This window comes from Arthrobacter zhaoxinii, assembly GCF_025244925.1.
GTDB classification, from domain to species: Bacteria; Actinomycetota; Actinomycetes; order Actinomycetales; family Micrococcaceae; genus Arthrobacter_B; species Arthrobacter_B zhaoxinii.
In genome coordinates, this window is sequence record NZ_CP104275.1 from 3,123,163 (window position 1) to 3,135,678 (window position 12,516).

15 protein-coding genes and 1 tRNA gene are annotated in these 12,516 nt (G+C 67.1%); 10 read left to right on the forward strand and 6 right to left on the reverse strand.

The window, feature by feature from the left end:
- The 4 genes from N2K95_RS14535 (at position 1) to N2K95_RS14550 (ending at position 2,909) form a co-directional block, all read left to right on the forward strand.
- Positions 1-399, forward strand: a complete 399-nt coding sequence (locus N2K95_RS14535) for a hypothetical protein (protein WP_260652114.1) — start codon at positions 1-3, stop codon at positions 397-399.
- Positions 400-440: 41 nt separating this feature from the next.
- The gene (locus N2K95_RS14540) at positions 441-767 is read left to right on the forward strand and encodes a hypothetical protein (protein WP_260652115.1); all 327 of its coding nucleotides are present in this window, start codon (positions 441-443) and stop codon (positions 765-767) included.
- 227 nt (positions 768-994) lie between these two features.
- Positions 995-1,486 carry a DUF5684 domain-containing protein gene (locus N2K95_RS14545; protein ID WP_260652116.1) on the forward strand — a complete coding sequence of 164 codons (492 nt, stop codon included), beginning with the start codon at positions 995-997 and terminating at the stop codon, positions 1,484-1,486.
- 163 nt (positions 1,487-1,649) lie between these two features.
- Positions 1,650-2,909, forward strand: a complete 1,260-nt coding sequence (locus N2K95_RS14550; protein ID WP_260652117.1) for an Nramp family divalent metal transporter — start codon at positions 1,650-1,652, stop codon at positions 2,907-2,909.
- A 2-nt stretch (positions 2,910-2,911) separates the two neighbouring features.
- Here N2K95_RS14550 and trxB read toward each other — a convergent pair whose 3' ends face one another.
- On the reverse strand, positions 2,912-3,889 hold the full coding sequence (gene trxB / locus N2K95_RS14555; RefSeq protein WP_260652118.1) for a thioredoxin-disulfide reductase: 978 nt from the start codon (positions 3,887-3,889) through the stop codon (positions 2,912-2,914).
- A 105-nt stretch (positions 3,890-3,994) separates the two neighbouring features.
- On the opposite strand from trxB, the gene N2K95_RS14560 reads away from it, so the two are divergent.
- A complete protein-coding gene (locus tag N2K95_RS14560; protein ID WP_260652119.1) occupies positions 3,995-4,519 on the forward strand; it encodes a GNAT family N-acetyltransferase in 525 nt (174 codons plus the stop codon).
- A 34-nt stretch (positions 4,520-4,553) separates the two neighbouring features.
- Here N2K95_RS14560 and N2K95_RS14565 read toward each other — a convergent pair whose 3' ends face one another.
- From N2K95_RS14565 to N2K95_RS14580, 4 genes are all read right to left on the reverse strand, one after another.
- Positions 4,554-5,429, reverse strand: coding sequence for an ABC transporter permease (locus N2K95_RS14565; RefSeq protein WP_260652120.1), 876 nt, complete (start codon positions 5,427-5,429; stop codon positions 4,554-4,556).
- The gene (locus tag N2K95_RS14570) at positions 5,426-6,355 is read right to left on the reverse strand and encodes an ABC transporter ATP-binding protein (RefSeq protein WP_260652121.1); all 930 of its coding nucleotides are present in this window, start codon (positions 6,353-6,355) and stop codon (positions 5,426-5,428) included. Before N2K95_RS14570 ends, N2K95_RS14565 begins: the two co-directional genes overlap by 4 nt.
- A gap of 24 nt (positions 6,356-6,379) precedes the next feature.
- Positions 6,380-6,925: a GNAT family N-acetyltransferase gene (locus tag N2K95_RS14575; RefSeq protein WP_260652122.1), complete on the reverse strand. Its 546-nt coding sequence runs from the start codon at positions 6,923-6,925 to the stop codon at positions 6,380-6,382.
- Between the two features lie 97 nt (positions 6,926-7,022).
- Positions 7,023-7,095 (reverse strand) — tRNA-Ala (locus N2K95_RS14580).
- A gap of 209 nt (positions 7,096-7,304) precedes the next feature.
- On the opposite strand from N2K95_RS14580, the gene N2K95_RS14585 reads away from it, so the two are divergent.
- The gene (locus N2K95_RS14585; RefSeq protein WP_407080093.1) at positions 7,305-7,709 is read left to right on the forward strand and encodes a four-helix bundle copper-binding protein; all 405 of its coding nucleotides are present in this window, start codon (positions 7,305-7,307) and stop codon (positions 7,707-7,709) included.
- Positions 7,710-7,724: 15 nt separating this feature from the next.
- On the opposite strand, the gene N2K95_RS14590 is transcribed toward N2K95_RS14585, so the two are convergent.
- On the reverse strand, positions 7,725-8,240 hold the full coding sequence (locus tag N2K95_RS14590; RefSeq protein WP_260652123.1) for a mycothiol transferase: 516 nt from the start codon (positions 8,238-8,240) through the stop codon (positions 7,725-7,727).
- A 144-nt stretch (positions 8,241-8,384) separates the two neighbouring features.
- On the opposite strand from N2K95_RS14590, the gene N2K95_RS14595 reads away from it, so the two are divergent.
- From N2K95_RS14595 to N2K95_RS14610, 4 genes are all read left to right on the forward strand, one after another.
- Entirely contained in the window at positions 8,385-8,609 is a 225-nt protein-coding gene (locus tag N2K95_RS14595) for a hypothetical protein (protein ID WP_255791013.1), read from the forward strand.
- A 64-nt stretch (positions 8,610-8,673) separates the two neighbouring features.
- Positions 8,674-9,390: an IclR family transcriptional regulator gene (locus N2K95_RS14600; RefSeq protein ID WP_260652124.1), complete on the forward strand. Its 717-nt coding sequence runs from the start codon at positions 8,674-8,676 to the stop codon at positions 9,388-9,390.
- Positions 9,391-9,475: 85 nt separating this feature from the next.
- Positions 9,476-11,446, forward strand: a complete 1,971-nt coding sequence (locus N2K95_RS14605) for a heavy metal translocating P-type ATPase (RefSeq protein ID WP_260652125.1) — start codon at positions 9,476-9,478, stop codon at positions 11,444-11,446.
- Positions 11,447-11,456: 10 nt separating this feature from the next.
- Entirely contained in the window at positions 11,457-12,452 is a 996-nt protein-coding gene (locus N2K95_RS14610) for a magnesium and cobalt transport protein CorA (protein WP_260652126.1), read from the forward strand.
- Positions 12,453-12,516: the final 64 nt, after the last annotated feature.

Below are 12,516 nucleotides of genomic sequence, written 5' to 3' on the forward strand. Positions count from 1 at the left end.
ATGGGCAGTCAGTCTCAGACCATGCCTGCTGCGCGGAGGCGGTCCGCCATGCTTTTCCGCCGTGCCCGCAGCGGCCTTGTGCTCATTGCCGTTTTCTGGATCTGGATGCTTTTCGGCGCCGCTGATTTTGTTGCCGCTCTTTTCGGTTCGCCCATACATGCTGCTCTTGCCGTATTTGCTCTCGGCACATTGACACTTATATCGCTGCTTTTCCTCCCCATTTGTCTTGCGTACCTCGTGCTCAACCGGCCGTCGATGCGGGCCGGGTCGCCGGCCGCATCCGCCCGCCGGACGCAGGGCAACGGCCTGGCACCCGTGATCCGGATGATGCCCCGCCGCGACGCTGCCCGTGGCGAGACCGTCCGCGCAGCCGCTGAACGGCAGGACCTCGCTTCCTAACCCGCGCCGGCGCCCCGTCCTTCCGGAGGCTCCGTCCAGGAATGTCAGAGGCAGTTGCCATTGTGGAGGGCATGAGTTCCTCCATAGGCACCCGGATGCCCTCCGCCCCCGCCGGCCCTGTCACCCACGCCCACTACCGCCGGGAACCCTACGTCCGCTGCCGGACCGGAAACGGCACCGTTGATGCAAAGGCCGTGGCCTGGACCCGCACGGAGGTCCTCCTGCACTGGATCGACGACGACGGCCAAGCCCACAACCGGTGGACGCCGGCTCCCACAGTGCGGAGGATTGCCCGCGATGAATCCGTCTGGCGTGATCCCTACGACGACTTCCGCTTCTACTACCAGGCCTCCCTCGCCGCCGCCTGACCGGGTGCTCCCGGACAGGACAAGAACCGCAGCACCGAAACCCTATTCCGTCGATACTTGCGCGCCGCGCATCCTTGATTTTTGAAGTTATTCACTGCAGCTGGAAGTGGCGGGATACCTGCCCCGGAAGCGTCCGGCGGGACCCCTGACAGACACGAAGGAATAACGGTTCACTAAAGGAGGGGTTTGACCTTGACATCGGCGTCCCAACAAATATCGTTCTCGGCATGATCAATTCAGTCTCGAGCCTTCCGTTTGTCATTTCTGCGTCCGAATTCACCACTACAACCACCGATCCGGCCGTAAGCGCCGGCGCCCTTTTCGGTGGCTTCCTCGTTATGCTGGTCATCTCCGCCGTAGTCGGCGGCCTTGCAATGATGGGCATGTTCAAGAAAGCCGGCCGCAAGACCTGGGAAGCGTTTATTCCCGTGTACTCCACTGTGGTGCTGTTCCGCATAGCGGGCATGTCCGGCTGGTGGCTGCTGGCCCTCATGGTGCCGATCCTGCAGATCGTGGCCATGGTGCTCCTGGCAATCAACCTTGCGAAGGTCTTCGGCCAGACCGCGGTCATTGCGGTGCTGCTTGTCCTGTTCAGCTTCGTGATGTACTTCTACCTCTCCTACGGCTCCGCCCGCTACCTCGGCCCGCAGGCCAGCAAGGGGCCCCTGGGCGCAACCGGCGACCAGAGCTACCCCAGCTACACACCGGCCAGCAACTAACACCCTCCCCATCCGTCCGAGGCGCGCATCCGCATGGGATGCGCGCCTTCTTCGTTGCCCCCGGCCCCTTCCCGGCCGGCACGCCGGCAGGATGCTCCGCGCTTCGGAGGGGACCCACGAACATTTGTTAGGGGCGCCGAACTTTAGGTGCTAGGTTGCTGTCATGGCACGTACCGTCCCGCTCCCCGACACCACCGCGCGCCCCGCAGCCCGTCCCCGCAACATCCTGTGGCTGCTCGGCCCCGCACTGGTGGCCGGCGTCGCCTACCTGGACCCGGGCAACGTCGCCAGCAACATGACCGCAGGAGCGCAGTTCGGCTATCTGCTGGTCTGGGTGGTGGTAACCGGCAACGTCATGGCATGGCTGATCCAGTACCTCTCGGCCAAGCTCGGCCTGGTCACCGGCCGCAGCCTGCCCGAGCTGCTCGGCGAACGCATCGGCAGGAAACCGGCCCGGCGGCTGTACTGGCTGCAGGCCGAACTGGTGGCCATGGCCACCGACGTGGCGGAGGTGATCGGCGGCGCCGTTGCGCTCTGGCTGCTCTTTGACCTCCCCCTGTTCCTGGGCGGGATCATCACCGGCGGCATTTCCATAGTGGTGCTGCAGCTGCAGAACAGCGGCCGGCACCGGAGCTTCGAATATGTCATTGTCACGCTGATGCTGGTGATTGCCGTCGGCTTCACCGCCGGCGTCTTCCTCAACCCGCCCGACGGCGGTGCGGTGGTCGAAGGCCTCGTGCCCCGTTTCGAAGGCAGCGAGTCGGTGCTGCTCGCGGCGTCCATTCTGGGCGCCACCGTAATGCCGCACGCCATTTACGCGCATTCCGCCCTGACCCGTGACCGGTTCCCCGGACGCACCGCAACCCTGACAACTACCCGGCTGATCAAGGCCACCAAGTGGGACGTGACCATCGCGCTGGCCGTGGCGGGGTCGGTGAACCTGGCCATCCTGCTGCTCGCCGCCGGGTCGCTCCAGGGCGTGGCGGGAACTGACACGCTCGAGGGTGCGCATGCTGCCATTGCCGCATCGCTGGGCGGGGTGGTGGCCACCCTGTTCGCCGTCGGGCTGCTCGCGTCCGGTTTGGCTTCGACGTCGGTGGGCGCGTATGCGGGCGCCGAGATCATGCAGGGCCTGCTGAAGATCCGCATTCCCATGCTGCTGCGCCGCCTGATCACCCTGCTTCCCGCACTGGCGATCCTCGCCGTCGGCATCGATCCCACCTGGGCGCTGATCCTCAGCCAGGTCATCCTCTCCTTCGGCATTCCGTTCGCCTTGATTCCGCTGGTCTGGCTGACCGCGCAGCGGGACCTGATGGGGAGCCACCGCAACCACTGGTGGACCACGGGCCTGGGCGTGCTGGTCTCGGTGCTGCTGGTTGGACTGAACGTCACCCTGCTGGTGCTGACCTTCACCGGCGCCTGAGGCTAGCCTTTCAGCGAACCCTCCACGAGCGCAGTGGCGATACTGTCCGCATCCGCCTGCGCCGCCAGGTAGCGTTCGGCATCCAGTGCCGCCGAGCAGCCGGTGCCGGCTGCGGTGATGGCCTGCCGGTAGCGGTGGTCCACGGCGTCGCCGCACGCAAACACCCCGTCCAGGTTGGTCTGGGTGCTCGGGGCGGCCACTCTGATGTAGCCGTCCGGATCCAGCTCCACCTGTCCGGCCAGCAGATCGGTGCGCGGGGCGTGGCCGATGGCCACGAAGATCCCCTGCACCGGCAGTTCGCGCGTTGCACCGGTGACGGTGTCCGTGAGCGTCATTCCGGTGACCTTGTCCGACCCGTGAATGGCGGTGACCTCGCTGTTGAACTCGAACCGTATCTTGGAATGGTCCCGTGCCCGCTGGGCCATGATGCGGGAGGCGCGCAGGGCGTCCCGGCGCACGACGACGGTCACCGAGTCCGCGAAGCGGGTCAGGAAGAGTGCTTCGTCCATGGCCGAATCCCCGCCTCCGACCACCGCAATGTCCTGATTGCGGAAGAAGAAACCGTCGCAGGTGGCGCACCAGGAAATCCCCCGGCCGTTGAGCTGCTTTTCCTCCGGCAGCCCCAGCTCCTTGTAGACGGATCCGGTGGCGAGGATGACGCTGCGGGCCTTGTGGCTTTTCCCGCCGCCGGTGACCACGCGTTTGGTGTGCGTGCCCAGGTCCACCGACACGACGTCGTCGTACTCCACCAGTGCACCGAACTTCTCCGCCTGCCGGCGCAGGTTGTCCATGAGGTCCGGTCCCAGGACGCCGTCCGGGAAGCCCGGGAAGTTCTCCACTTCGGTGGTGTTCATCAACGCACCGCCGGCGGTCACGGAACCGGCGAGGATGCGCGGCTTCAACCCTGCGCGGGCTGCGTAGATTCCGGCCGTGTAACCCGCCGGTCCGGACCCGATGATGAGGACGGAATCAGTGCCCATCTGCTTTTCCCTTCGCTGCGGCGTTCTTCAAGTCTGGCCGGGAGCGGGTTAGGGTCGGTACCCCGGGCGCGTTTAGCGATGCCGGAAACGGCAAAGGAGCCAGCAGTGTCAGCAGCACTCAAGAACATTCAGCTGATTCAGCTTCCCCGCGGAGTGATTGATGCGCTGGCCGCCGGGAATCTGCCCGCGGCCAACCAGGAGGCGCCGCTGGAACTGACCGAGCATTTTTCCCGGGACCGGCAGCCGCTGTGGCGGATGAGGAGCGCACAGCTGCGGGAGAATCCGGGCGATGCAGTCTGGATCACCCGGGCGATCTTTGACCCCGAAGTCGGACGGGCCGTGGGTCTGGCCGGTTTCCACGGGCCGCCGGATGAGGCAGGCATGGTGGAGGTGGGGTACTCCGTGGACCCGGCCTACCGTCGCCAGGGCTACGCCCGGGCCGCTTTGGAGGCGCTGCTGGCGGCGGCTGCCCGCGAACCGTCAATCCGGACCGTCCGCGCCACCATCAGCCCGGATAACAGCGTCTCCCGGCGGCTGGTGGAACAGTACGGGTTCGCCGCCAACGGCGAGCAGTGGGATGACGAGGACGGGCTGGAGATTATTTACGAAGTGCCCGCCGGGGACAGCTGAGGCCGGTTCCCGGCGGGCACTCGGGGTCCGCTGCTCAGCGGATGCGGGAACGGATCCGCAGCGCCGCCAGCAGGACGAAGACCACTACCATCGCCGCCAGGATAAACACCACGTACCCGGCGGATACCTCCCAGTTCCCCACCTGTGCAGTAATTCCGAAGATGTCCTGCACCGCGGCCACGGCGTCGGGCTGGTCCGTCACGGCGTCCATGGGTCCGGCGGTCATTTCCTGGCGCACCACCATGGAGGCCTGCATAAAGGGCAGCGCGCTGACGAAGTTCTTCACGCCCTCAGGGAAGGCACCCACGGGAATGTAGGACCCGGCAGCGAAGCCGAGGATGGTGCCCACCAGCGTGGACAGTGCCGCGAAGGACCCCGGGGTGCGGACGAAGGTGACGATGAAGGCGCTGAGTGATCCGAAGGCGACGCAGCTGAGCACCAGGTAGCCGTAGGTGCGGGCCAGCTGACCCGCTGTGAGCACCACCCCGTCCACCGCGGCCAGGTATCCCAGGCTCACGGCCAGCACGATGGTGGTCATGATCAGCGCGACCGTGACAGTGGACAGCAGATACCCCAGGACCAGCTGCCCCCGGGTGATCGGTGACACCAGGAAGTCCCGGAAGCGCCCCGAAGCGGTGTCGTCCACAATCACGTTCACGGCGGCGAGCCCCGTGGTGATCGCGGTGATTCCCACGATCCCGGCGAACATCCATGCGTCCACCAGGCCCTTGACGTCCTCCTCGGCGGCCTGCGGAAACATTTCCTCCAGGCCCTCGGTCTGCTGGTTGCCCAGGAACAGGGTGTAGAGCAGGAACAGGACCAGCGCGCCGAGGAGGGAAAAGAACAGGTTCAGCCGGTCACGGAAGTACAGGCGCAGGTTCCGGCCGGTGATATCCAGGACTACGTTCATGCTGCTTCCCCCTGCCGGCCGGTGAGGGCCAGAAAAACGTCATCCATGGTTCCGTGGCGGAATTCGAAGTCCAGCACGCTGTCGCCGTGCGCCGCGAGGAGGCGGCGGGCGGTGTCGGAGCGGTCCACCCGCAGCCGCAGCACGTTGCCGTCCGATCCGGCGACGTCGACCCCGGCGTCGCGGGCGAGGCCGGCAAGCGCCTGCGGTTCGGCGGAGGTGATGGAGAGGATGCTGCTGCTGTATTGGGCCCGCAGCGTGGTGGGCGTACCGTCGGCGACGATCTTTCCCTTCTCAATCACGCAGACCCGGTCCGCTTCCTCGGTCTCCTCCATGTAATGGGTGGTGAGGAAGACCGTGAGTCCGTGATTTTCGCGCAGGTCATGGATGGTGGACCAGACCAGGGCCCGGCTGCCCGGATCCAGGCCGGCTGTGGGTTCGTCCAGGAAGATGATCGACGGCGAGTGCAGCAGCGCGCGGGCGATGTCCACCCGGCGTCGTTCCCCGCCGGAATAGGTGGCATAACGCCGGTCGAGGAAGTCGCCCAGACCAACCAGCCGGCCCAGCTCGTCAATGCGGGCATCATTGGCAGCCTTGTCCGGTGAGTAGAACCGTGCCCGGGTCTGAAGGTTTTCCCTTCCGGTGAGAATGGGATCCAGCAGTGAATCCTGGAACACCACGCCGATGGCTTCGCGGACGCCGCCTCCGCTGCCGCGTACGTCGTGCCCCGCCACCTCGACAGTGCCGGCGTCGAACGGGAGCACGGTGGTCAGGCAGGAAATGGTGGTGGACTTCCCGGCGCCGTTGGCCCCCAGGAAGGCAAACACGCTTCCTGCCTCGACTTCGAAGGACAGGTCGTCCACGGCGGCCACACGGCCGAACCGTTTGGTCAGTCCCCGGACGGAGATTGCGGCGTCCGTAGTTCCCATTTAGCTCCCCTAGCTTTTGCGGGTCTATGCGTCCAGGAGCAGGTCGTCGAATTCCAACGGAGTCACTGTGTTGTTCTCCCAGTCCGAGCGAAGTATCGCATAGGCCACGGAGGCAAGCCGGGACCCATCCGCCGTCGGCCACGCCTGCCGGTAGTGCGCTTCCTTGACGAACCCGGCGCGCAGGAAGGTCTTGCGCATGGCGATGTTGTCTTCCCGGGTTTGGCCTTCGAACCGGACGATGTCCGGCAGTTCGGTGAAGGCAAGCCGGCACAGGGCCCGCACGACGCCGGTGCCCAGGCCGCGGCCCCGGTGGTCTTCCGCCAGACGGAGGTCAAAGTCGACGTTCTCGTCGGTCAGTCCCGCCAGGACTGCCAGCCCAATGTCTTCGCCGTCGTGCTGCACCCAGTAGCCCTGGGATTCCCCGCTCCAGAAGTGCCCCTCCGCCACCCGCTGGTTTGCGGAGGACTCGCCGGGGGCCGGATTCACGTGGAAGGGAAACCGGTTGGAGGCCAGGAACGCTGCGACCGCCCCGGCGTCATCGGGCGTCATGCTGCGGAAGGTGATGGTCATGCCGGGAAGTGTAGTCTGCGGGCGTAACGCTGCCGAGAAGCCCGCCCCGCGCCGTCCCGACAAAGCAAAAACCCCCGGCTTCCCGGGGGTTTTCCTGTGGAGCTTAGGGGAATCGAACCCCTGACCTTTTCATTGCGAACGAAACGCTCTACCAACTGAGCTAAAGCCCCGGAACTGCACCGCGCGGCGTCGGACCGTGGTCCAACCGAAACCGAACAACCGGCCCCGCCAGGCTACACCGATTCTAATCACGCTCTTCGGCCCGCGCCAAACCCCCGGCTCCCTTGGAATGCCTCCCCGCCCTCGCTACGGTCGGGGAACCGGCACGGCCAGCCAGGGAAAACGGTCCTGCCAAATGCCCCGGAACCAAGGAGGACCCATGGCCCTGATGACCGAAATGCTTGAGAACCGTCCCGGCGGACCCCGCACCCCGGACCCGCGGCTCCTGGCCGAGTGCCTGCGGGCCTGCGCGGAATGCGCCCAGGTGTGCAATGCCTGTGCGGATGCCTGCCTTGCTGAAGAGATGGTGGCGGATCTGGCCGACTGCATCCGCATCGATCTGGACTGCGCCGGGATCTGCGCAACCACCTCCGCGGTGTTGTCCCGGACAGGGACCACGGGTCCGGCGACCGCGAGCCTGCTGCACGCGTGCATCGCGGCCTGCGCTGCCTGCGCCGAGGAATGCCAGCAGCACGCCTCCATGCACCAGCATTGCCGGATCTGTGCGGAAGCCTGCCGGCGCTGCCTCAATGCCTGCGAAAAGCTCCTACTCTCGCTCGGCTAGCACGGACTCCCGGCCTCACGCCGCCTGCGCCAGCACCATGCCCCGGACGTAGGCCGCCTGCCCCACATGCTCCAGACAGTCGGCCAGGGTGCTCACCAGCCGTACGCCCAGCGTCACCGGCGGGTCCCAGGCCCGGTCCACAATCTGCTCCAGGTCCTCGCCCGACAGGCCCGAGACGAAGGCCGCGGTGCGGGAGTGCACGTCCCCGTAATAGCCCACCAGCAGCTCCGCGGACTCCACTTGGACCTGTGCCACCTGCTCGGAGGTGTGCCCGTACCCGGTGTCCTCCACCGCGAGCGGCAGCCCCACCCGTTCCGCCCAGCCGTTGGCGGTCCAGACCTGTTCCTGCCCGGCCACCTCGGCAACCTGATAATCCTCCACGCGGGACAAATGCCAGATCAGCCAGGAAACGGAGTTTCCGTCCGGATAGGGACGGTGGTTGAGGGTTCCGGCGTCGAGGTTGTTCACGGCCCGGCGGACGGCGCTGGGCAACCGCCCGAAGGCATCAACAAGAAGATCGCTCTGGTTCATGGCGGCAGGTTCCTCGGGGTCGGCGGCACGGTTTCGCCATCTTTTCACGGTGGCCGGGGTCCGGGAAGAGCCGTTTCGGTGCCAAAGCAGAAAACCCGGGACGGAGCGGTTCCATTGACGGCGTGCGGTCCTAAAATTGCTCGCATGAGCTGGACAGACGAACGTCCCGCATGGCTTCCGCCCATCCCGCCACCGCACCGCGGCCAGGTCCGGATTGTCCTGGGAATGATCCTGGTCTGCAGTGCCATGCTGACCAGCCTGGTGGTCGCCGCCTTCGGGGCCCTGCTGAGCATGTACATTCTGTGGCCGCTGGCCGGCGGGCTGCTGCTGCTTATGTCCGGGCTGCTCAGCCGCCGCCGCGGCGCGTAGCGGCACGTCCCGGGGCCTGGCTCCGCGGCATGGGTGCGGGCCGGCCTGCGCTTAGGATTGGCCCATGACACCCCCCGAACCCACCGGTGCCGGTTCCCAGTCCCAGACCCTCTCCCGCGGAATCCGGGCGCTGGAACTCCTCGCCGAAGCGGAGAACCCGCTGAGCATCGCCGAGCTCTCCGAAGGACTCGGGGTACACCGTTCCATCGCCTACCGGATCCTGCGCACGCTGGAGTCCCATTCGCTGGTGATGCGCGACGACGCCGGCCGGGTTTCGGCCGCACCCGGCCTTGCGGCGCTGGCCCGGGGCGTCTCGCGGGACCTGCAGTCGGCGGCCCTGCCCGAGCTCAGCATCCTGGCCAACGAGCTGTCCATGACGGCCTTCGTTGCCGTCTGGGACCGGCAGAACTGTGTCACCCTGATGACGGTGGAGCCCACCCACAGCCGCACGGCCCTGATCCAGCGCCCGGGCACCCGCCACTCCTTCACCGCCGGCGCGCCGGGCATCGCCATCCAGTCCGCGATGACCGAGGACCAGTGGGACCGGCTGGCCCCCGGCCAGAAATACCGCAGCGAAAGCCGGACCGCCCGCGAGCGCGGCTATGCCGTGAGCCACAACGAGGTCATCGAAGGAGTCTCCGCTGTCGCGGCACCCGTGACGGCCTCCGGCCAGCTGCCCGCCGCCGTGTCCGTGGTCTATTTCGGCTCCGGCAAAGACGAAGACGCCATGGGGCTCCGCCTGGCCGAAACCGCCCGGCGGATCGAAGCCGCGCTCCGCTAGAACGACGGCGGCGCCCCGCACCCCGGATGTTAGGCAAGGTTTGTCTTGCTGGAAACTGCTCGGCAGCAGGCTTAAAACGGAAAGCATGTGGAGGAGGATTCGGGGCGCGGTGCGCCGTTATCCGCTGGTGTTCACCACGGTGCTGGTGGGCCTGGCGGTCCTTACCCTGCAGGCGGCCGGCGCCGGACCCGCCGCGGCCTGGACCGCAGGTCTGTATGCGGGTGCCGTGGCGCTGAAGACCGCCGCGGAAATGCTCCGGAACATCCGTGCCGGGAACTGGGGGCTGGACATCCTGGCCGTCATCGCCATCCTCAGCACCGTCGTCGTCGGTGAATACCTGGCCGCGCTGATCATTGTCCTGATGCTCTCCGGCGGGGAAGCACTGGAGGACTATGCGGCCGGCCGGGCACGGGGTGAGCTTGATGCCCTGCTGAACCGGGCGCCGCAGGTTGCGCACCGGCTGCCGTCCCAAGCCGGCGGGTCGCTGCCCGGGAACCGGCGCATCCCCCGGGGTGCGGCGGAAGACATTCCGGCCACCGAGGTGGCTCCCGGGGACATCCTGCTGATCAAGCCGGCCGAAGTGGTGCCGGTGGACGGCGTCCTGCTGGATCCCGCGGCGGAGTTTGACGAATCCTCCCTCACCGGCGAGCCCCTCCCGGTGGCTCGCAAGGCCGGAGCCACGGTGATGAGCGGTTCCGTTAACGGCGCCCATGCGGTTTCCCTCCGCGCCACGGCGACGACGGCGGACAGCCAGTACCAGCGCATCGTGGCCCTGGTGCGGGAGGCCTCGGCATCGCGTGCTCCCCTGGTCCGGCTGGCGGACCGGTTTGCCGTCCCCTTCACCCTCGTGTCGCTGCTGATCGCCGGCACCGCCTGGGCCGTCTCCGGCGATCCGGTCCGGTTTGCCGAGGTACTGGTGCTGGCCACACCCTGCCCGCTGCTGATCGCCGCTCCGGTGGCCTTCGTGGGCGGCATGAGCCGGGCGGCCCGCAGCGGCATCATCGTCAAGGGCGGGGCGGTGCTGGAGCAGCTGGCGCGGGCCCGGAGCGCTGCCTTCGATAAGACCGGAACCCTGACCTACGGCCGGCCCGGGCTTGTGTCAGTGAATCCGGCGCCCGGCTTCAGCCCGGACGAACTCCTGTCACTGGCAGCCTCCGCCGAGCAGTATTCCTCCCACGTCCTGGCCGCCTCGGTCCTGGCCGCCGCCCGGAACCGGGGGCTGCAGCCGGCTCCTGCCGACACGGCGCAGGAGGTCACCGCCAACGGCGTCGAAGCGCTCATCGGGGGCCGGACCGTCCGGATCGGGAAGCACCGCTTCATCGCTGAAACGGACCCGCAGGTGCCTTCCGCGGACCTCTCCCCCGGGCAGATGGTGGTGTATCTCAGTGTGGACGGCCGGTTCGCCGGCACCCTGGTGATGAGCGACGCCGCCCGCACGAATGCAGCCGCCACCCTGACGCAGCTGCACGGACTGGGGATCCGCGACACAGTGATGCTCACCGGCGACGGCCCGGCCACCGCGCGGGCCATCGGCAACACGGTGGGAATCACGGATGTACGCGCCGGGCTGCTTCCGGAGGACAAGGTGCGCGCCGTCGCAGCCCTGCCGCTGCGTCCGGTGGTGATGGTGGGCGACGGCGTCAATGACGCACCGGTGCTGGCGGCGGCCGACGTCGGCATCGCCATGGGTGCACGGGGTTCCACGGCCGCCAGCGAGTCCGCCGACGTCGTGATCATGGCCGACGATGTTTCCAAGGTGGCCACCGCGGTGGAAATCGGCCTGCGAACGATGCAGGTGGCGCTGGGCAGCATCCGGCTCGGCATTGTCCTGAGCCTGGCCCTGATGCTGGTGGCGTCCTTCGGTTACATTCCGGCGGTCGCCGGTGCCCTGACCCAGGAACTGGTGGATCTGGCCGCCATCCTCAACGCCCTGCGTGCCCTTCACGGGTCGGGACGCCGGCCGTCCCGCCCCGCACGGCGGCAGGGGCGAAGGCGAACAGGGATAATGGACACTGGCCGGCGTCCATGCCCGGCCGATGACGGGTTTAAACGCTAGGGGAATGTCCATGACGTTGGTCGACAATGCGGTGTACGTGGACGGCAAGCGCCACCACAATCCGGACAGCCTCGATGAGACCTTTGAACTGACGCGCAGTTCCGGCGGCATGGCCTGGATCGGCCTGTACCGCCCGGACGAGGTGGAGCTGCTGGCCGTCGCCGAGGAGTTCGGCCTGAACCTGCTCATTGTCGAAGACGCCCTGGCTGGCCACCAGCGCTCGAAGCTTGAACAGTACGGTGACCAGCTGTTCCTGGTCCTGCGTCCCGCCCGCTACCTCGACGACGTCGAACGCGTGGAGTTCGGCGAGCTGCACCTGTTCGTGGGACCCAACTTCGTGGTGACCGTCCGGCACGCCGAATCCCCGGACCTCACCCGGGTCCGCAAGCGGCTGGAACAGGAACCGGAGCTGCTCGCGCTGGGGCCGCAGGCGGTGCTCTACGCCGTGCTGGACCAGGTGGTGGATGAATACGCGCCCGTTGCGGCCGGACTGGAAAACGACATCGACGAGATCGAGGACCAGCTGTTCGGCGGCGACGCCGAGGTTCCCCGCCGCATCTACGAACTTTCCCGCGAAGTCATCCAGTTCCACCGTGCCATCAGTCCGTTGGAAAACGTGGTGGGCGAACTGCGCCAGAACGCGGACCAGTACGGCATTCCCACGGACCTGCACGACAACCTCGGCGACGTGCTGGACCATGTGCTGCGCCTGGTGGACCGGGTCAATGCATACCGCGCGATCCTGGAGAATGCGCTCACCCTCTCCTCCACGCTCGCGTCCAACCGGCTCGCAGAAACCAGCATTGAACAGAACGAACAGGTGAAGCGGATTTCCTCCTGGGCCGCCATCCTCTTTGCCCCCACCCTGGTGGGCACCATTTACGGCATGAACTTTGACCACATGCCCGAACTCAGCTGGGAATTCGGATATCCGCTGGCGATCCTGGCGATGTTCGGGATGGGCTTCGTCCTCTACGTGACCTTCAAGCGGAACAAGTGGCTCTGACGCGCCGGGGCGCCGCCGTTGACGGCGGCACCCCGGCACACCCGTAGCGGCAGCCCGGCGGACC

Excerpts from the sequence above, each read along its gene's own strand:
- N2K95_RS14535 (WP_260652114.1), top strand. The coding sequence starts at position 1 with ATGGGCAGTCAGTCTCAGACCATGCCTGCTGCGCGGAGGCGGTCCGCC.
- N2K95_RS14540 (WP_260652115.1), top strand. The coding sequence starts at position 441 with ATGTCAGAGGCAGTTGCCATTGTGGAGGGCATGAGTTCCTCCATAGGC.
- N2K95_RS14545 (WP_260652116.1), top strand. The coding sequence starts at position 995 with ATGATCAATTCAGTCTCGAGCCTTCCGTTTGTCATTTCTGCGTCCGAA.
- N2K95_RS14550 (WP_260652117.1), top strand. The coding sequence starts at position 1,650 with ATGGCACGTACCGTCCCGCTCCCCGACACCACCGCGCGCCCCGCAGCC.
- trxB (WP_260652118.1), bottom strand. The coding sequence starts at position 3,889 with ATGGGCACTGATTCCGTCCTCATCATCGGGTCCGGACCGGCGGGTTAC.
- N2K95_RS14565 (WP_260652120.1), bottom strand. The coding sequence starts at position 5,429 with ATGAACGTAGTCCTGGATATCACCGGCCGGAACCTGCGCCTGTACTTC.
- N2K95_RS14570 (WP_260652121.1), bottom strand. The coding sequence starts at position 6,355 with ATGGGAACTACGGACGCCGCAATCTCCGTCCGGGGACTGACCAAACGG.
- N2K95_RS14575 (WP_260652122.1), bottom strand. The coding sequence starts at position 6,925 with ATGACCATCACCTTCCGCAGCATGACGCCCGATGACGCCGGGGCGGTC.
- N2K95_RS14585 (WP_407080093.1), top strand. The coding sequence starts at position 7,305 with ATGGCCCTGATGACCGAAATGCTTGAGAACCGTCCCGGCGGACCCCGC.
- N2K95_RS14590 (WP_260652123.1), bottom strand. The coding sequence starts at position 8,240 with ATGAACCAGAGCGATCTTCTTGTTGATGCCTTCGGGCGGTTGCCCAGC.
- N2K95_RS14595 (WP_255791013.1), top strand. The coding sequence starts at position 8,385 with ATGAGCTGGACAGACGAACGTCCCGCATGGCTTCCGCCCATCCCGCCA.
- N2K95_RS14600 (WP_260652124.1), top strand. The coding sequence starts at position 8,674 with ATGACACCCCCCGAACCCACCGGTGCCGGTTCCCAGTCCCAGACCCTC.
- N2K95_RS14605 (WP_260652125.1), top strand. The coding sequence starts at position 9,476 with ATGTGGAGGAGGATTCGGGGCGCGGTGCGCCGTTATCCGCTGGTGTTC.
- N2K95_RS14610 (WP_260652126.1), top strand. The coding sequence starts at position 11,457 with ATGACGTTGGTCGACAATGCGGTGTACGTGGACGGCAAGCGCCACCAC.